Raw genomic sequence first — 18,217 nt, 5'->3', positions numbered from 1 at the left:
ACGGCTTTTGCTTGCCAGTACAGTATCGAAAAAAGGTTTAGAAGGTTATGTAGACCTAATATCAAAAACAGAAAACTGAAATTTCTATAAAGAGATGGGTGCAGTTAATCCTTTCTGTAACATACTTCAAAGGGATAAAATGGATGTAAATCCAAATACTACGTTTGTTCCGATTCCAACAAAAAAAAGGTTGAGAATGGTGGACAAGTCCAGACTTAGAAAAGAGACGGAAGACTTTGAGGCGGGGTTTCCAGACGGAGATTACGCTATTCCCCCTAACCCAAGCGACCCAATCATCAATGTTCCTAAAATGTTTAAATGGTGCAAAAAGCACGGAAGAGACCCTGAAAGTCTTAGCAAGAAAGAAATGAAGCAGTTTTTCGAATATCAATAAGCAATGAAAGCAGCGGGAACAGCTTCCGTTGCTTATTTTATTTCCAGAGGAATATTTTTCTTGACGAATAAAACCAAAGGGTTAAGTCAGTCCAAGCATTTTAAACAAGAAGGTGAAACAATGTATACGGCCAAAAATTTTATTGGAAATAAAGCCATGAACACAGCATGTCCTTGTTATTATTGAAAAGTTGGAATGATTGAAGAAGACCTACTTGAGCAAAATCATGAAATAGATATTCCATATCTTTTCAAATGTGTCATCAACTATGGAAGAGTTAAGATTGTGTCCTTAGAAAAAGACACCGTTGTGCTCTTACCTCAAAACTAGACGGAGGGAGAAGTCATGAGCAATCAAAAAGAAAGACTAATTAAATTGATGGAAGATGTAAACCAGGCTGTGCTTACAGAAAGGCATCGTCAAGTTGAAGAGAGAGGGTATCGTTAATCTTCATCCCCAAGATTTTCTGGGAGAGTTTATGGGAACTTTTCAGAGCAACGACCTATTTAAACAGTCTAATGAAGAGCTATATGACATGACGATTCGGCTGGCTGCGTCTTTTTGCGAATTGGCAGAACAGATTAAGGCTGGTTAATCAGATGTACAGCTGCTGCGCATGTGGCAATTAAAATCAGAAATATACAGAATAAAAATCTTTACTTTTTATAATTTTATAAATATTATGAAGTTATAACTGTTAATATTTTCTAAAATGTTGAAAAGGTGGAGGGAAAATGAAGAATACCAGTAAGTTGTTTTATGCGTTGGGTTTTGTATTATTAATTTTTTCCTTATTCATGATTAGTCCTACAAAATCCTCTGCAATTGAATCAGATTTTGTTCTCAATACTGAATTTGAAGACGATGAATCTGATCCAGATGTACATGCGGGACTAACAAAAGATGAAGAAGTTGTTGAAAGTTTTATGAATCACTTTCCCAATAACGAAATTATAGATAGAGAGATTCCTGTGGATCTGGATAGAATATATCCAGAACCATTTGTAATAGGTAACCCATACACTCAAGATGAAAGATATAAAAGGTGGTATGCCGTCTCTAAAACATATAAAGGTCTTTCCTATGGCAAGTGGAAATTTGCCGGAGCTTCTACTGTGAGCGGAGGAAGATTGAATGCAACTCATACTAAAACAGTTGCTAATAAATATTCCGGCACCCTTAAAGTACCACTAGGAAAACTGGAAAGTGTTATTGGATTTGATGTTACAGATTCTTGGTCAGTAGCTGTAGGCTTTATATCTAGGGAATATCCTGAAGGCAGATATCGTTTAGAATATAGACAAGTATACAAAAAGTATAAGGTGAAACAAGTTCGAAAATATGACCATCGTGTAAAAGAAACTTATGGTACACAATATGTTTACCCTTATAAATGGGTCGAACGCCAATATAGAGTCGTTAAATTCTAATGGAAAAGAGATAATTTTTATGGCTAAAAGCACTTACGGTTCCGCTTTTTTATTAATATCTGCAATCTTTTTTTCGACTAGATATATATGTGCTTCCATTGGACTTTCAAATAGTAGAGTTTGGTCATTGGAAGAGTTTAGTGTTTCGCTTAAGAATGTTCCTAATTCCTTACTGGTATTAAGTATTATTTCATTATTTATAGGATTGGTATTTATCATCTGGGGATTTTTAGAGAGAAGCAAACGATAAAAATTATAAGTAAAGAAAGCTTAGTCCGGACAACGACAAATGCAAAAAGCAGTAGAGGTTTGTCGAAAAAAGGGCAAAATGGCTGGACGGCGAGAACAGTGGATGGGAAGCGAAGTGCCCAGTTTGAGCACACCATTGCCATTACAGCAGACGGCCCGCTGATTATGACACAGCAGTAAACAGGAAAGACAGAACCCTCGTGGCTCTGTCTTTTTTAATGGTAAAGGAGGTACATTCTTTTTGCATGCTCTTTCATTTTTTCCTTTAATTCTTCAGGATGCAGCACTTCGGCCTCAGGGCCGAGTGCAAGAAGGAGTGAGGAGGTATAGCTGATTTCTCCATGTGGGATCTTCCCTCTGATCCACCCCGTACCGTCGCTTTCTTTCTCCAAACCCTTCTGGAAAACAGAATGGCTTTTAGCCAGCCTTACTCCTGCTTTCGTCAACCGGACTTCAAAATGGCAGCCATCTGAGTTGTCGTTATCTTTTTCCAGCCACTCAAGCAGCGAAGGGAGGACGACATCCGCAGGTACCTTCCTATCCGAATGAGTAAGACGGAGGATCCGGTCTGCACGGAATAACGCAATTTGATCCTTTTCAGGAAGATAAGCGGGAGCATACCATAGGCCTGACTGTGAATAAACGCCAAGGGGCACTGCAAGATGGGTGCGCGGTCCGTGGGCGGACTCATACAGGAGCTCGGTTTCCGTTTTGGCGATGGCTGCTTCAATAATATCTTCAAGCAGAGGCGCATTCACCTGTTCATAATCAGGAGACCAAAAGGCAATGGTGTTGACTAGCCTGTTCAGCTTGTCCCGGCTGTGAGACGGGAGGTTGGCATAAAACTTCTCCAGCGCGGAGTCTATATTGACTTGAAAGGGGAGGGAGCGGTAGTAAGAAAGGGATTTATAGGCAAAATAAATCGAAACAGCCTCATCTGCTGTAAACAGCAGGGGAGGAAGAAGATTTTTGTTCAGCATTCGATAACCGCCTGAACGGCCCTGTTCAGAATAAAACGGCACTCCCCACGAGCTTAATTCGTCCAGATCGCGCTGAATGGTCCGGATCGATACTCCGAATTCCTCCGCACATTCCTTTGCAGTAAACGAACCTTTTCCATTGATATATTTAAGCAAATCAAAAAGGCGCTTTGGCTTGTTCATCGGAACCCCTCAATCATGATTTTGTTTATCTATGACATAGTATGTCGTATTTTAAAGGTAACATGAAGAGGAACAGCATACAGGGAGGAATAAAAATGAAGAAAACCATTTTATATATTGCGATGAGCCTTGATGGCTATATTGCACGGGAAAATGGAGACATCGACTGGCTGGAAGCAGCGGAAGGAGAGGGGGATAACGGCTACGGAGATTTTATCAAATCTGTTGATACAGTTGTGATGGGGAGAAAAACCTATGAACAGATCCTTGGGTTTCAGATGGAATTTCCTTATCAGGAACAGGATTGCTATGTGTTTTCAAGCGAGAGGACAGGAAGGGACGAAAATGTTCAGTTCGTTACGGGGAGTCCGGACAGCCTGATCCGGAAACTGAAGGCAAAACCGGGAAAGGATTTATGGATTGCCGGCGGCGGAGAACTGATTCATCATTTCATGAAGGAGGAACTGGTAGACAGTTTCATGATTGCGGTCATTCCAGTACTGCTCGGTAAAGGAATTCCGCTTTTCCAAAGCGGGTTTTCCGAGCAGGCACTCCGTCTTGAAAAAGTTCAGACCTATAAACAGATTGTCGTGCTTTCCTACGAAAAGAAATAGTTAAGAAGGGATTGGAAAGGGGCTGGTGTGAGCTACAGGTACAGGCTTTTCCCTGTCTCTTCTTTCCATTCATTGATGCTCTGACCGGTTTCAATTGCTAAAATACCGGGCTGGATTAGGACGATGGCCTTTTGTTCGGCCCTTTTTCTTTCCGCTCGAGCTCTTCAAGCATTTTCAAAACCCTTTTATTATCCGCTGATACAGCGAAGCCCATATCTTCAACACACATGGGGCGCCTGTTGGGGTTCCTGACCGGTTTGTTTTTGGAAAGAGCCATTGGTCCTCCTCCTCTATCCTGCATTATTAATCAGCATATCCAGAGGGGGATTGGATTATGACGCCAAAAAAAAGACACAGGGTACAATCGCCCTGTGTTTGGCTATACTCTTTTTGCGATAATTTCCAGTGCCCGTTTATTCATATCATGAACCGAATGGAAGGTTTCTGAAACAGGGACGCTCATTTTGCGCCTGTTTGGATTTTTAGATGCTTTGCGCTTTTTTTGAAGTGCTGCTTTAGGTGCCGGCTGAATCTCATCAGAAGACAGAGACAGTTCATTTAGATTGGACATGATCCATTCCTCCTCTTTGGATTCTATATGTATAGTATACTACAGAATGCTACTCAACCATAAACCAGTCAAAAATTTGTGCCATATTCAGGATGTGAGACGCGTCTATGCCGTCTACGTCCACAAAGTGTGAGCTGATGCCAATCAGCATATTATAGCTTTCCCCGTAATAGGCCACGATAAAAGCCTTTTTCTTCATGTCGCTGCTTTCTTCTTCTTCTTGTTTGTCTTTTAATTCTATGCTTCTTCCTTCCAGCAGCTTCTCGATCAATCTATCCCGCCACCCGGCGTCCTGAATGGCTTTGTTATGGAACATCTCCAGCCTGCTGAAAGCTCCGGTAAGATTTTGTTTTAGCTGATAAGAATCATTGTCAATATCGAATGGAAAAATGGAAATATGGAATTGAAAGGTTTCCGCATACAGTTCAAGGTATTTCTTCAATTCATTCCGGTATTGGCTCCAGCCGGCAGGAGTGGGGATGCCGCTGAAATGATCAGGAGATTTTGAGATAACCTCTGTGAAATTTTGGACTTTGATCGCATTATAGCCCAGGACTTCTTCATTCTTTTTTATCGTTTTCCGAATATAGCTGCTGTGCTGAAATTCAGTATTCCAGATCTTTAAAATATCCGGGGTCTGAAAAACGGCCAAATCAATGAATACAAACAGGGCGGCCAGCTCTAAAATAAGCGGCCAGTTTTGAAGGTCCAGCTGTTTAAAAAGAATGCCGCAGCCCATCATCAGCACAAAGAACACATAAAAGGTCTTGCGAATGAATTGAAGATTTTCCACGTATTTATCCGTATTGCGCCAAAAATAAAAAAGGCTCCATACGACAAAAAGCAGGACGGCTGTAAACGAAATCCAATAGTAAAGGCTCACTCCATCGCTCCCTCTGATTCGGTCTGTATTTTCTATATTTTAGCATTTTTAGGGAAGGAAGAGGAGAAGTTTGTCAGCGGATTATTGAAGCCTGCCTTGTGAATTCAGACTCCCGCTAAAATAAAAACCCGGACTGCACTCAGGCAATCCGGGTTAATAGACTGGAAGATTTACGATGATGCGGACTCACTTTCACAGTTTTTCTTCCTGATGAAGTAGCGGAAGATAAGATATCCTGCGATTGCTGCGCCGATCAGGATCAGCAGGATGGACTGCATACCAGACATAAAGTTCTGAACGGAACTGAGGTTTCCGTTGGAGCCGAGCCAGAGCATGACCAAATTTAATGGGAAAACTCCGATGAAGGTCAAGATCAGGAAAGGTGCCAGTTTTACTTTGGACAGTCCGGACACATAGGAAATGTAGTTTCCGACACCGAAAGGACGGGAAATGGCGATGCTCCAGATTCCGCATTTTTTAAACCATCGCTGTGTTCTCTCTATTGCTTTCTTCTTTTTGTTGAATTTCTTTTTCATTTTATGTTCCAGCTTAAACCCGATCCAATAAGGAATCAGGGTGAAGATTGTATATACGAGGCTTGCAAGAGCAGCAATCCAGGTCATTTCCCAAATCGTTGCGTTCAATATATATCCATATGCAAGCGCAAGGAGCGAGCCTGGAAACGGAACGGAAGATGCTTCAATGGCAATGCCGCCGAGAAGTCCCCAGATCCCGAATGATTTTAAGACATTGATGATAAACTCCAGCATGGAAGCTCCTTTCAAACATAAAGGTTACTGTTCCATACCTCTTTTTAACCCGCTCCAAACTGGTAAATCATTCTGCAGGCAAATAGCCGGGGAAATGGGCAATGCGGCTGTAATAGGAAGATTCGTTTAAATCGGAGAACAGCCTTGGGTCAAAATCATAATCTCTGAAATGGCGGTAGACACCAGCAGCCATTCCGGACACTAATGGTTTTTTCTTATCTTTTGATAATCCAAGCAGGTACAAAAGAATCCTCCTCTCTATATATCATTTTGAACGTGCTTTGAGCCATTCACTCAAGTAACCTGGAAGTCCGTCTTTGGCGTTAAAGGTGGCATGGCCTCCGCTGAGAATCTCGAGCGTTTTATCTGTACTCGAAGACAAATCCAGAATGGCTGTGCTGAGCTCCATGGGAACGAGCTTGTCATTTTCTGCACAGATGACGAGAAGGCTGCTGTCAATATTAGAAAGGCTTGCCCTTCTTCCGCCGATCTCCAGTGTGCCTTTTACAAATTTGTTATCCCTTCCAAAGTCCTGCACGAGCTGCTTTAAGGCTGCGCCTGAAAATGGCACATGTCCCTGTGTCCACTTATTGAATCGTCTCCAGTAATCGGTGTATTCCTGATTATCGATGCGGTTGATCAGGGAAAGATAAGGACTGTAGTAAACAGGATAGCTGACCATCCGGAGACCGGCTTTAATAAAGGGGGCAGGAATGATGCCAAGAGCGTCGAATATAGGATCCAAGTCCGCTTTTCCATCTCTCATGGCAGCCGTCAGCTTATCAAACCCTTTATATTGCTGAAAATCAATGGGAGCGACATTCATAATGACGTTGCGGATCGGATCCTCTGTTACGGCAGCATAGATGGCCGCAATGGTTCCGCCAAGGCAATAGCCAATCACAGTCAGTTCATTCGCTTTGGCATGTCTTAAAGTGCGTCTTCCAGCCTCCTGAATGTAATTCAGAACATAATCATCCACTGTAATGTCTTTATCTTCATAACCCGGAATGCCAAAATCCAGCAAATAGACATCATAGCCTTCCTTTGTAAAAGCTTCGATCATACTGTAGCCTGGCGCCAAATCCAGAATAAATGCCTGATTGACTAGTGAATAAACGAGAAAGAGAGGGACTTCGTATTTCTTTTCTGCCGCAGGGTAATGCCACAGAACTGCCTTGTTTTTTCTCCAGACTGCCGTCCTAGGTGTCAGACCTGTTGCAGGTTCCGGAGTGGCTAGAAGAAGAGCGGATTTCCGAACTTGCTCATACATTTCAGCAAATGGAATCATTGCAGCCGATCACTCATCGAAAAAGAATTCATCTGCAAGCGGAGTTCCGCTTTTAACTGCTCCCGCTGGGAAAGTCTTTCTTTCGAAACGGCGTTTACAGGAGACGAGGGGAGCACGGGGATAGGGATGGAAGAAGGATACGATTCCTGATTTGTCAGGTAATAAAGGTAGTTTTCAATCATATCGAGCTTTTCTTCAAGCTGAATGACAAGCTGGGCAAGATTGGCCACATCTCTTTTAGTAGGGAAATTAAGAGGTACAGAAAGAAACTCAGAGAATTCCTGTCCATCTTCGAAAATTCTTTTAATCAGAGGTGCTGCAAGGTTTGCTGCGTCCAGCAGCTCCTCTCTGTTCAGCTGGGTTTGAATGAGGTCATTCATGTTTCTTTCAAGCTCAGTGCCTTTCTGCTTTACTAATGCGAGTGCTTGCTGCGGAGTTAGATCAGACATAAAATGTTCCTTTCCATCATTTTTTTAAGGGCTTGTATCATAGATAACCTGGCTGCAGGGCAGCACCGGCAAGTACTCTATGGAACCATCACATTACATTATAAGTATCGTTCGTATAAATGTGATTAAAATGATGGATAAGCCTGTAGACGTCTGCTCAGGGAGAGATCACGAAATAAGTTGTGGGTAATTTGTACTATTTAGAGAGTTAGAGATAAACAATAGAGACTGCATACCGATATAAAAGTCACAGTTGTTTCAGAAAAAAGATAGAGGAGATGGGAATAATGTCATTCATGGAAGCATTCCGCGCAGCCTTTATGTGGGCACATATTGGAGTTCTGGCAGTAGGCTGCACGTTTATTTACTATCATATATACAAAAACCGGAAAACAAAGGCTTAAAGGCTGCGGTACAGCTTTGAGAAAAGCTCGTTGATGTAACGGTCTTTAATAGATGTTCTGCCGGCAAACAGTTTAGCTTCAATAAACCGTATAAGCTCTGAGCATGTTCTGACATCAAGTTCATTCATATACTGATGACGGGCCTTGTTAATGGCGAACAGTTTGCTCGGATCACTGACAAGAGAAAGCAGCTGTTCTTCGAAAGAGTGATCCATGCTTACCTTTTCAGCGAGTCCTTTTTCGGTCAAGTAGTCCAGGTTGATTTCTTCCTGGCCGGGCAGTACAGAATGAATAAAGATCAGAAGCTTTTTCCGGATCGCTTCACTTATGGTCGCTCCTCCCGGCTTGGTCACGATGGCATCAGCCCATCCGTATAACAGATTCATTTGTTCGGCAGATGAAATATACGGAAGCGCAGTCACATGAGGCAGATTGAGCGAATTGACTTTCTCCAGCAGCTGAAGGTTGGAGCCGCAAAGGATCTTATATTCAGCAAGTCCGCTGTCTGTAAGATTTACCAGCTTAGACAGGTTTTTGCCGAGACCAAGGCTGCCGCCTGCCAAAAGCACATGCAATTTATCATCACTCTGCCTTGGTGCTTTTCTTTTACTGAAACGGTCGTTGGCTAAAATTCCGGAGACCACAATCCGCTCCTCCAAAATCCCCATAGACATCAAATCATTTTTTACTTTCATTGATGGGACACAATGCAGATCGACCTGATCTTTCCCCCAAAGCCCGTTCACAAAGAAATCGGTATATAAGTTAATGACGGGCACTTTGCAGACGCCGTAGCTTTTCAGCTTGTCCACAAAAAAGGAGGGGAAACTGTGCGTGCATACAATGAGATCAGGCTGTTTCATTTCGATCAGCTGCTCCATCTTTTCCAGAAAGACCGCTTCATACGCGGATTGAAGCACAGTGGATTTTTTGCTGAAAAAAAGGTGATAGAAAGTGCTGTACGCATTCGGGAATTTCTTGATCCAAGTTAAATACAGACTGGAAACGAATTTTTCAAGACCCCCATTAATAAAACTCAGAAAATCCGCTTTTTCGCAAATAATCTCCGGGTCGTGCTTTTGAAATGCCTCAGCAAGTGCGTTTGCACTCTTATGATGGCCCGATTCCATCTTAAATAAGGGCAGAATTAAAATCCTCTTCATTTTCTTTCCTCCTCTTTTTAAACGTGCATTTTTTTTTACCTGTTCATTGGAGCGAAAGTCGTGAGTCTCCCGGCTGAGGGCAAAGGGACGGGCAAAATCCTGCAAGGATGAGGCTGAACATACTAAGCGGCGTCATTCAGCAGAGCATCCTATTGATCCGCCAGCAGTCCAGGCACCGGTTTAGAAAGGGATTTCCAAACTGGAAAGGCAGAAGACAGCAGGCCGATAAGGATGGAAGCCGCAAGCCACATCAGCATACTTTCCAGCGAAGAACCGGATGGAAGAGGGGTACCGAGCAATGATTTTCCAATCTCCTTTGCCAGAAGGGTATCCAGTGGAATCGAAATGGCAGATGCCAGCACCCAGCTGATTATGGAAGCGATCAGGCTTTCCCCTGCAAACATCCCGAATACTTTTCCGGAACGGCCTCCAATCGCCCTCAGAATGCCAATTTCTTTTTGTCTTTCATATACGTTCATGCTTGAAGCAGTCATTAGATTCATGATTCCAAGGAAAGTAAAGAGAACACCGGCAGCCAGAATGGAATATACAATAAGTCCGATGATCAGCTTCGGACGCTCCTGCATAGACTTGATCGTCTCAGAGCCTTCAACAGCCGTTCCTCTTTCAGTCAGCTTCTTTTCAAGCTGAGTGGCCGTTTCCTTTTCGTCCGCAGTGTCTTTCAGTTTAACAGCCATGCGGTTAATGGAGGGATTCTCGAGCCATGATTCATATACTTCCTTAGTTATATAAAGGCCTGGACCTTTAAATTGGCTTCCGATGATGCCTTGAATCGTAAACGTTTTTTCCTCCCGGCCGATTTTTAGCGTAACCTTGTCACCGATGGATGGAGATTGAAGAAGAGTCCGCAAGTCTTCATTAATCACAACGGAGGGCTGCTTCCCTTTCTGCAGCCAGTTTCCTTCCTTGACATCAGGTCTGATCAGATTTGATGCAGCAGGAAGGGAGGTAAGAAGTGCGTTCTGCTTTGAACCGCCTGATGGAGTGATTTCTGTGTTCCGGACAGTCCATCCCTCTGCCTCGCGGACCCCGCTGTTTTCTGTAAAAAGTGCAGTCATTTCTGAGTTTTTCAGGTTTGACTGTACGGACCATTCCTGATCGTAATTCCAAAAGCTGTTCATTTCATTCAGCTGGTTTGTTAAGGTTTGCTGCAGTCCCAAACAGGATATGATGATGGCGCCCCCAAAGGACAGCATTAAAATATTGGAGAGCATTTGTCCTTTTTTTGCAAAAGCATGCCGTCTGGACACTGTGCCAAGAAGGAGGTTCCCGGAACTGCTTCTCATCTTTTTGGAAGGAAAAGAGTGGGGAACGTTCCTTAGCGAGTCGGTCAGCGGCTTACGCAGAACCCTTCGTATTGGCAGAAAAGCTCCGAGATACGGAATTGTAAATGAGAGGAGGAGCAAGACAACTGCGGCTCTCCAATCCACTTCGCTGCTGTATGCGATATTCAATTCTTCAGACAGGTATCTGACCGCAGCTTGGCTGCCGTAATAGGCTGCTGCTGCAGAGCACAAAAAACAAATGAAGCCGATCAGACTAAGATAAAAGAAATACTGTTTCCATATAAAGGAGACAGGAGCTCCTAGCACTCTTTGGATACCCAGTTCTTTAACATGCTCTGCTATAATCCGCCCGAATAAATGGCTAATGAGCACAAATCCGAGAATCATGGAAAAAAGGCCAAACCAGATCAGTACAGTCAAGATAGAGGACACAAGCGTATTACGAATATAGAAGGTTTCTTCAGCGAGCTCTGTACGGTAGGAAGTAATGTTGGCTTCTTCCAGTACGTTATGGACAGAAGAAATGATCTGCTCTCTCTTTTTGCTGCTTATGCCATCGGTGAATACAAGCTGGATCTGGGTGTAGGAGTTGGACACGCCAAGTTTTTTTAAAGCCGGTGGTGTCATATAGAGATATCCGGTTCCGCTGTACGCTGCCGGAATTCTTGATGGATCATTGGCTGTTCCGGTGAGATTCAGCCGTTTCGGGTCTTTGCCCGGAATCAAAATTTCAGCATCCTGTAAAGCTTTCCAACCGAAGTGTTTCATTGTGGAAGCTTCGACATAGACGGAAGCCTGATTTGCTTTCGCAGAGTTCAGTTCGATTTTGCTGATCTGCCGTTTATCCCTCTCAGGAAGGCCGGTTATTTCAATGTTTTTATACCCATCTCCTGTATCAGCCCTTGCCCGCAATGAAATTCGTGCTTCGGCCTCCTCAATTCCATCCAGTTTCGAAAGCTTTTCAGGGAGCTTCTTGAACGGATTTGTATACAGGGATGCATCGGGAACGTTCGCTTTTTCTTTGCTGGCTTGAGTCGATGCCTCGAATTGCAGCTTTGTATGCAATAGAATGCCAGCGATGGAGAGACTGATAATAATAGATAATAGGATAAATAGCGTTTTTGCCTTCTGCCTCTTTAAATCGCGAATCGGCTTTGCTGTGAATAAAGGCATCATATGAAGCCCGCTCCTCTAGCCCGGGGCGCGGCTGCCGGCCCTTCTATGATCTGGCCGTCTTTCATGTGTATGATTTTGTCTGTTTTGCCTGCCAGCTCCAGATCATGTGTGACCATTACAATGGTTTTGTTTTCATTCTTCAGAGCGAGAAACAGTTCCATGATATGTGCAGCATTTTCTGTATCCAAGTTTCCGGTCGGTTCATCTGCGAAAAGGACAGGCGGGTCATTTGCCAGGGCGCGTGCAATCGCTGCCCGCTGCTTTTCCCCGCCGGAAACATAATCAGGAAACATATTCGCTTTGTTTTCCAGGCCAACTTTTTGAAGAAGTCCGGCTGCTCGGCTTTTTTTGTTCTTCTTATTAGAAGAGAACTCCATCGGGAGCATGACGTTTTCTATAAGGGTCAAACTCGGGAGCAGATGAAAGGATTGAAAGACGATGCCAATCTCTGCGTTTCTCCACTTTGTAAGCTTCCGCTTTGAAAAAGACGTAATGTCGTTTCCGTTTATATGAATCCTTCCCTTGAAAGGCTGATCAATCCCGCACAGCAAATTTAAGAGAGTTGACTTGCCGCTTCCGGATTTACCTGTTATTGCCGTAAAGCTGGTAAGAGGGATGGCAAGGCTGATATTTTTTACTACATGATTCCATTCATTCCCATTTGTGAAATACTTCTCGATGTTCTCCGTTTTGATCATGGATCCACCTCGCTGACTGCCAGAATTCCCCACTGCCCGCTAAAAACGGACAGTCTCCATACCATTAAATATCATGACCCTCTCAGATTGGCAAACACGGTCAAACCCCCATAAAAAGAATCGATGAACAGGTATACGCATATCTTCACAGACAGCCGGCGTGAATAACCGGACTTTTTGGGAATTAATAGGTGGAAGGGACATACGATATATGAAATCCTTCTCATTATCATTGTTGATATATGTCGAACTGTGTCGAAATTGATTGATTTTTTTAGAACTGTTTCCTCATTTTTCTTAACAATTCTCCAATTTTCGCGGGATTTAAGAGAAGGCTGCCAAATATCAAAAAAAGCTGAATTTTAAACCGATTTTTTATTACAAATATATTACAAAGATTTCTAGCGAATAGATGTTTAATCATGCAAGTAAAATACAGCTTTTAACGAACCCACTGTTACCAGGGGTTTTTATTGTTACAAAAATATTACAATGTGAAGCCGCGGCAAATAAATAACAGGTAGCGCTTACATCCCTTTGGACATTGGGATTCTCACAGTTTTTTGCAAATAGGGATGAATTTTGTCACGGGCATAACGGCAGATTGTATGGTGTCAGAAAATTTCTTACTCTGAACAGGATGAAAGTTCCGGAGCGGATGCTGCCAGGCAGACGGGAAGGAGCCAAAATCAATTTGAGAGGAGAACGAGTATGGCTAAAGTTGAACAGGATCTGTCTGCGCTTAAACAATCGCAGGAAATGAACACGCAGAAGAAATTATCAATGAAGGAGAAAACCTTCGTTATTTCTTTATTCGTGATCACCGTTGCAGCTCTTTTCTTTGTGAACTGGACTGCATCAGACAAATTAAATTTAACCATTGGTCTTTATGGTTCTGTTATGATTGCCTACCTATTAGGGAAAATGCTTCTTTCCTTCAAATATCAGGAAGTCATGATGGATCCGCCGGATTTAAAGGTCTCAGTCGTTATTCCTTCTTATAATGAAGCACCAGAATCTGTGCTTGGCACCATCGAAAGTATTCTAAAGCAGGATTATCCAATTCATGAAATTTTCCTCATTGATGATGGAAGCAAGGATACTTCTGGTTATGAGGCGACTTTAAAACTTAAAGAAAACCTTATGTCAGGTATTGGTGAAACAGCCGCTGAGCTCGCTCAAGGCAACTATAAAATGCCAAATCTGATTGTTCATCGCCTTCCTAAAAATAAAGGGAAACGCCATGCGCAGATCTGGGCGTTCGAAAAAGCAACTGGAGATGTATTTATAACAGTTGATTCAGACTGCACTGTATTCCCAAATGCAGTCCGCGAATTGCTTAAACCTTTTAACAATCCGGAAGTATCTGCTACTACCGGTCATGTAAATATCCGAAACCGCACTGATAACGTTTTAACCCGCCTAATTGATATGCGCTACGACAATGCATTCCGTGTAGAGCGTGCTGCTCACTCTGTTACAAACAATGTGCTGGTATGCAGCGGACCACTAAGTGCGTATAGACGCGAAGTGGTTATGAAAAACCTGGATCATTATGGAAACCAAATGTTCCTTGGCCAGCAGGTGCAGCTTGGAGATGACCGCTGTCTGACAAACTATGCGATTCGTGAAGGAAAAACGCTTTATCAATCGACTGCACGCTGTATTACAGATGCTCCAACCTCTTTGCGTACATTGTTAAAGCAGCAATCACGCTGGAATAAGTCATTTTTCCGCGAGAGTCTTATTGCGATGAAAATTGGTTTTACGAAGCCGAACGTCTTCGTTTGGGTCATGCTTGAAATGTTCCTATGGATTGCATTTGGTATCTCACTCATTCTTGCCATCTACTTTACGACGACAACAATGGGCTGGATTTTGCTCATCTACTACTTGGCTTACGTAATAATATCGGCATACGCACGTAACGTTTTTTATGCCTACAAAAGGCCGTTTACCTTTTTGCTCGCGCCATTATACGGTTTGCTGTTCCTGATCCTTCTTTGCCCGCTTCGCTTCTGGGCGCTTCTGACAATCCGCTCTACAGCTTGGGGTACTCGCGGCTAATCAGAAGGATTTAGAGAGAAATATTACGTGAATGGAGAGGTTTTAATGAAAGTACGTAAAGCGATTATTCCTGCAGCCGGTTTAGGCACCCGTTTTCTTCCTGCAACGAAGGCGCAGCCGAAAGAAATGCTGCCGATTGTAGATAAGCCTACAATTCAGTACATCGTAGAGGAAGCCGTTAAATCGGGAATTGAAGACATCCTTGTGATCAGCGGCCGCGGTAAGCGGGCCATAGAGGATCATTTCGATAAATCCTACGAGCTGGAGGAAACGCTCTACAAGAAAGGCAAGTTTGAAAGGCTTGAGGAAATTCAATCCATCTCCAATATGGCGAACATCCACTATGTGCGCCAAAAGGAGCCGCGCGGCCTTGGCCATGCCATCCATTGTGCGGAGAGCTTTATCGGAAATGAACCTTTTGCCGTTTTGCTTGGCGACGATATCGTTAAATCTGAAACTCCATGCCTCAAACAGCTGATGGATGTGTATGAACGGCACGAGGCGTCTGTCCTTGGTGTACAGGAAGTGGACCACAAAGATGTATCCAAATATGGAATCATCGCACCGCTGGAGAATAAGACACTGGAAGAGAATGTTCTTACGTTATCATCAGTTGTCGAAAAACCATCTATGGAAGACGCACCGTCCGATTATGCAATTATGGGCCGCTACATACTAACGCCTGAAATCTTCAGCATACTTGAGACGCTTCCTCCTGGATCAGGAAATGAAATCCAGCTGACGGATGCAATCAAGATTCTTAATGAAGCTCAAACGGTCCTTGCCTACAACTTTGCAGGACAGCGCTATGATGTCGGTGATAAATTTGGCTTTGTCAAAGCAACCATTGACTTCGCTCTTGAAAGGGAAGACCTTGGCAAGGATGTTCAAGAATACCTAAGCAGCCTTGTAAAAGAGAAAGAAATGATCCTATCGTAAACACGTGTCCTTTGTCCCCAGCTGTCCGCTTGCAGCTGGGACAAGCACGTCTTTCTGTAAAGCAAAAGAGGAGGAATAATGATGAATATCGCGATTATCGGTACTGGATACGTAGGCCTTGTTACTGGGGTCTGCCTTTCTGAAATCGGTCATGATGTAACATGCCTTGACATTAACAGTGAAAAAGTTGAAATGCTGAAAAAAGGCATCTCCCCTATTTATGAACCAGGTCTTGAAGAGCTTATGCTTAAAAACATTGAAGCGGGCCGCCTGAAATTTACGGACAGCCACATCATCGGGTTAAAAGACAAGGATGTTGTCTATATTGCTGTCGGTACTCCTCAATCGGAAGACGGTTCTGCCAACCTTTCCTATATCTACAAAGCTGCCAGAGACATCGGCCAAAATATTACACGCGACGTAACGGTTGTTACGAAAAGCACGGTTCCCCTCGGAACAAATTACAAAGTACGTGAGCTCGTTATGGCTAATCTTCAGGACAATTACCTTGTGGAAGCCGTGTCCAACCCTGAATTCCTGCGCGAAGGATCAGCGGTTTACGATTCATTCAATGGAGACCGTATTGTGATCGGTGCGGATGATGCAGAAGCAGCGAACATTATCGAAGAAATCAACAAGCCATTTGGATTGCCTATTTTGAAAACAAGCATTAGCAGTGCCGAAATGATTAAGTACGCTGCCAACGCGTTCCTTGCTACCAAAATCTCTTTCATCAATGAAGTTGCCAATCTTTCCGAGAAGGTTGGGGCTGATGTAAGCGAAGTGGCACAGGGAATCGGAATGGATGGGCGGATCGGCGGAAAATTCCTGAATGCAGGTATCGGTTACGGTGGCTCTTGCTTCCCTAAGGATACACATGCCCTTGTGAAAATCTCACAGGACCACGGCATGGATTTTCACCTTCTTAAATCCGTCATTGCCATCAACGAAAATCAAAAGACGATGCTCGTTAAAAAGGCAAAAGAACGACTTGGTTCCCTTGAAGGAAAGCGCATTGCGCTGCTGGGTCTTGCCTTCAAGCCTGAGACAGATGATATGCGTGAAGCGGCATCCATCGCGGTTTCCCGTCAGCTGATCGACGAAGGCGCGCATGTAGTCGGCTATGATCCGATTGCAGCAGAAAATGCGAAATCGATTCTTCCAGAAGAAGTTCAATATGCAGAGCAAATAGAAGATGCCATCAAAGAAGCAGACGCTGTATTCATCCTTACAGACTGGAAGGAAATTACAGAAAAGGCACTGCTTATGTCCGGACTCTTCATGGAAGAACCGATTGTTTTTGACGGACGCAACTGCTACACAGCAGAAGAAGCGGAAAAGCTGCATGTTGAATACATCTCCATCGGCCGCAGCTCCGTCGTTCCTACGGGAGAAAAAGAGCAGGAATCCGTTCTTGCTGTATCCTTTTAATCCATAAATCCGCAAACACATCAAGGGGTCGGCATCCAGGTTAAAAAACTTGAGAGGGTGCAAAAGAAAATGAAGAAAATTGCTACAGCAGTATTGGCCGCAAGCATCGCAGTCAGCGCAGCGGTACCGGCAGCATCAGCAGCCGCGTACACGGTGCCAAAAGGAACAGTGGAGCAGGTTAAGAAAATCGACGTCAATTCTTTGTGGAAAACAGTGGACACCTTTAAAGGGACAGTGGAGCTTAAGAACGAAAAGTACAAAGTAAGCTACACAGATGAAAAAGGCATCGTGAAGGTTTCCATTCAAAAAGAAACCGGCAATAAAACAATTGAAGTAACAGGCGAAGAAGCAAACAAAAAAGTCATCGAATTCGTAAAGAACCTTGATCTTTCCAAGAACATGACGAAAGAACAAGTAATCAGCCGCTTATCTGAAGCTCTTGGTGCAAAGCCATCGGATGTTCAGCGCGCTAAAGCAGCAATCGGCTTCAACAACATGGCGACAGTTGACTTCTCCTACAAAAAAGGCGATAAATCAGCGGTAGTCAGTGCATACAACATCAGCAAGCTGTACATGAAAGTAGAAGACAAAAACGGCTACTACTACCACGTACGCTACCTTGCAAACGATGACAACATCAAAGTAAGCATTGAAAAGAAAACAGCTGCCGGCAAAAAAACATACAAAGGCTTCTACGCTCTTCTTGAAGCCCTGCGCATCAAAGACAGCATCATGCCTGCAAAAAATTCAACATGGAACAGCTACCTCGACCAGCTTTCCAAAACACTTGGTATGAAAGTAACCGACATCACAGATGTAGAAGTGCAAACTACGTTTGAAAACAACACGAAAGCAAATATTGATTTCAAACGCTAAAATCTCCGCCGCCCCGGATCCAAACCGGGGCGGTTTTTTGCTCTTTAAAGGGGATCGCAGATTTGGGGAGCGGGAATGCAGCTGGTGTGAGTAGTTCTGGCAGGAGGTAGGGGGAAAGCTGGGGGATTTTTAGGAGGTAATAGCGTTGCTGGAGACTGAAAAGGGAGAAAAAGTTTATAGAGAAAATAGCGTCTCTGGAGACCGGAATTTCAGTGTTCGGTCTCAGAGGCCGCTATTTTGTAGAATAGGGGCGGTTTTTAGCAGTATCGGTCTCAGCAGCCGTTATTTTTACAAAATCGGGCTCCCGGGAGGGGAAAAACCGAAAATAAGAGCTGTGGAGAC

Annotated in this window: 19 protein-coding genes; 8 read left to right on the top strand and 11 right to left on the bottom strand. The window is 43.7% G+C overall.

The window, feature by feature from the left end:
* Positions 1–139: 139 nt before the first annotated feature.
* The gene (locus GKZ89_RS18755; protein WP_241680326.1) at positions 140–394 is read left to right on the top strand and encodes a hypothetical protein; all 255 of its coding nucleotides are present in this window, start codon (positions 140–142) and stop codon (positions 392–394) included.
* A gap of 734 nt (positions 395–1,128) precedes the next feature.
* Positions 1,129–1,824: a hypothetical protein gene (locus GKZ89_RS18750; RefSeq protein WP_155113932.1), complete on the top strand. Its 696-nt coding sequence runs from the start codon at positions 1,129–1,131 to the stop codon at positions 1,822–1,824.
* Positions 1,825–2,288: 464 nt separating this feature from the next.
* Here GKZ89_RS18750 and GKZ89_RS18740 read toward each other — a convergent pair whose 3' ends face one another.
* Positions 2,289–3,236: a helix-turn-helix transcriptional regulator gene (locus tag GKZ89_RS18740; protein WP_155113931.1), complete on the bottom strand. Its 948-nt coding sequence runs from the start codon at positions 3,234–3,236 to the stop codon at positions 2,289–2,291.
* A 95-nt stretch (positions 3,237–3,331) separates the two neighbouring features.
* Here GKZ89_RS18740 and GKZ89_RS18735 point away from each other — a divergent pair, with 95 nt between their 5' ends.
* Positions 3,332–3,850 (top strand): dihydrofolate reductase family protein, encoded by a 519-nt coding sequence (locus GKZ89_RS18735; RefSeq protein ID WP_155113930.1) that lies wholly within the window; start codon positions 3,332–3,334, stop codon positions 3,848–3,850.
* A gap of 115 nt (positions 3,851–3,965) precedes the next feature.
* Here the strand turns inward: GKZ89_RS18735 and GKZ89_RS18730 are convergent, their stop codons facing one another.
* The 10 genes from GKZ89_RS18730 to GKZ89_RS18685 all read right to left on the bottom strand — a co-directional run bounded on the left by GKZ89_RS18730 (position 3,966) and on the right by GKZ89_RS18685 (position 12,562).
* Positions 3,966–4,127, bottom strand: coding sequence for a hypothetical protein (locus tag GKZ89_RS18730; protein ID WP_155113929.1), 162 nt, complete (start codon positions 4,125–4,127; stop codon positions 3,966–3,968).
* A 102-nt stretch (positions 4,128–4,229) separates the two neighbouring features.
* A complete protein-coding gene (locus GKZ89_RS18725; RefSeq protein WP_155113928.1) occupies positions 4,230–4,421 on the bottom strand; it encodes a hypothetical protein in 192 nt (63 codons plus the stop codon).
* A gap of 49 nt (positions 4,422–4,470) precedes the next feature.
* Positions 4,471–5,304, bottom strand: a complete 834-nt coding sequence (locus tag GKZ89_RS18720) for a type II toxin-antitoxin system SpoIISA family toxin (RefSeq protein ID WP_155113927.1) — start codon at positions 5,302–5,304, stop codon at positions 4,471–4,473.
* 170 nt (positions 5,305–5,474) lie between these two features.
* Complete coding sequence (locus GKZ89_RS18715) at positions 5,475–6,074, bottom strand: DedA family protein (protein WP_155113926.1); 600 nt, start codon at positions 6,072–6,074, stop codon at positions 5,475–5,477.
* Between the two features lie 67 nt (positions 6,075–6,141).
* Positions 6,142–6,318 (bottom strand): hypothetical protein, encoded by a 177-nt coding sequence (locus GKZ89_RS18710; RefSeq protein ID WP_155113925.1) that lies wholly within the window; start codon positions 6,316–6,318, stop codon positions 6,142–6,144.
* A 21-nt stretch (positions 6,319–6,339) separates the two neighbouring features.
* Complete coding sequence (locus GKZ89_RS18705) at positions 6,340–7,365, bottom strand: alpha/beta fold hydrolase (RefSeq protein ID WP_155113924.1); 1,026 nt, start codon at positions 7,363–7,365, stop codon at positions 6,340–6,342.
* Positions 7,362–7,814: a hypothetical protein gene (locus GKZ89_RS18700; RefSeq protein WP_155113923.1), complete on the bottom strand. Its 453-nt coding sequence runs from the start codon at positions 7,812–7,814 to the stop codon at positions 7,362–7,364. Before GKZ89_RS18700 ends, GKZ89_RS18705 begins: the two co-directional genes overlap by 4 nt.
* Before the next feature lie 400 nt (positions 7,815–8,214).
* Entirely contained in the window at positions 8,215–9,381 is a 1,167-nt protein-coding gene (locus GKZ89_RS18695; RefSeq protein ID WP_155113922.1) for an MGDG synthase family glycosyltransferase, read from the bottom strand.
* A 149-nt stretch (positions 9,382–9,530) separates the two neighbouring features.
* Positions 9,531–11,864 (bottom strand): ABC transporter permease, encoded by a 2,334-nt coding sequence (locus GKZ89_RS18690; RefSeq protein ID WP_155113921.1) that lies wholly within the window; start codon positions 11,862–11,864, stop codon positions 9,531–9,533.
* Entirely contained in the window at positions 11,861–12,562 is a 702-nt protein-coding gene (locus GKZ89_RS18685) for an ABC transporter ATP-binding protein (RefSeq protein ID WP_155113920.1), read from the bottom strand. Before GKZ89_RS18685 ends, GKZ89_RS18690 begins: the two co-directional genes overlap by 4 nt.
* Positions 12,563–13,273: 711 nt before the next feature.
* Here GKZ89_RS18685 and GKZ89_RS18680 point away from each other — a divergent pair.
* The 5 genes from GKZ89_RS18680 to GKZ89_RS21090 form a co-directional block, all read left to right on the top strand.
* The gene (locus GKZ89_RS18680) at positions 13,274–14,629 is read left to right on the top strand and encodes a glycosyltransferase family 2 protein (RefSeq protein WP_277753254.1); all 1,356 of its coding nucleotides are present in this window, start codon (positions 13,274–13,276) and stop codon (positions 14,627–14,629) included.
* 45 nt (positions 14,630–14,674) lie between these two features.
* The gene (galU, locus tag GKZ89_RS18675; protein ID WP_155113919.1) at positions 14,675–15,568 is read left to right on the top strand and encodes a UTP--glucose-1-phosphate uridylyltransferase GalU; all 894 of its coding nucleotides are present in this window, start codon (positions 14,675–14,677) and stop codon (positions 15,566–15,568) included.
* Between the two features lie 81 nt (positions 15,569–15,649).
* A complete protein-coding gene (locus GKZ89_RS18670) occupies positions 15,650–16,999 on the top strand; it encodes a UDP-glucose dehydrogenase family protein (protein WP_155113918.1) in 1,350 nt (449 codons plus the stop codon).
* Between the two features lie 69 nt (positions 17,000–17,068).
* Positions 17,069–17,875, top strand: a complete 807-nt coding sequence (locus GKZ89_RS18665) for a YusW family protein (RefSeq protein WP_155113917.1) — start codon at positions 17,069–17,071, stop codon at positions 17,873–17,875.
* A gap of 145 nt (positions 17,876–18,020) precedes the next feature.
* The coding region (locus GKZ89_RS21090; RefSeq protein WP_206672155.1) for a hypothetical protein at positions 18,021–18,217 on the top strand (197 nt) is incomplete at its 3' end.

Origin of the sequence: Metabacillus mangrovi, from assembly GCF_009711125.1 — a bacterium.
Lineage (GTDB): Bacteria > Bacillota > Bacilli > Bacillales > Bacillaceae > Metabacillus_B > Metabacillus_B mangrovi.
Note: the sequence above shows the minus strand (reverse complement) of the source record. Positions and strands in the feature narration are given on the sequence as shown.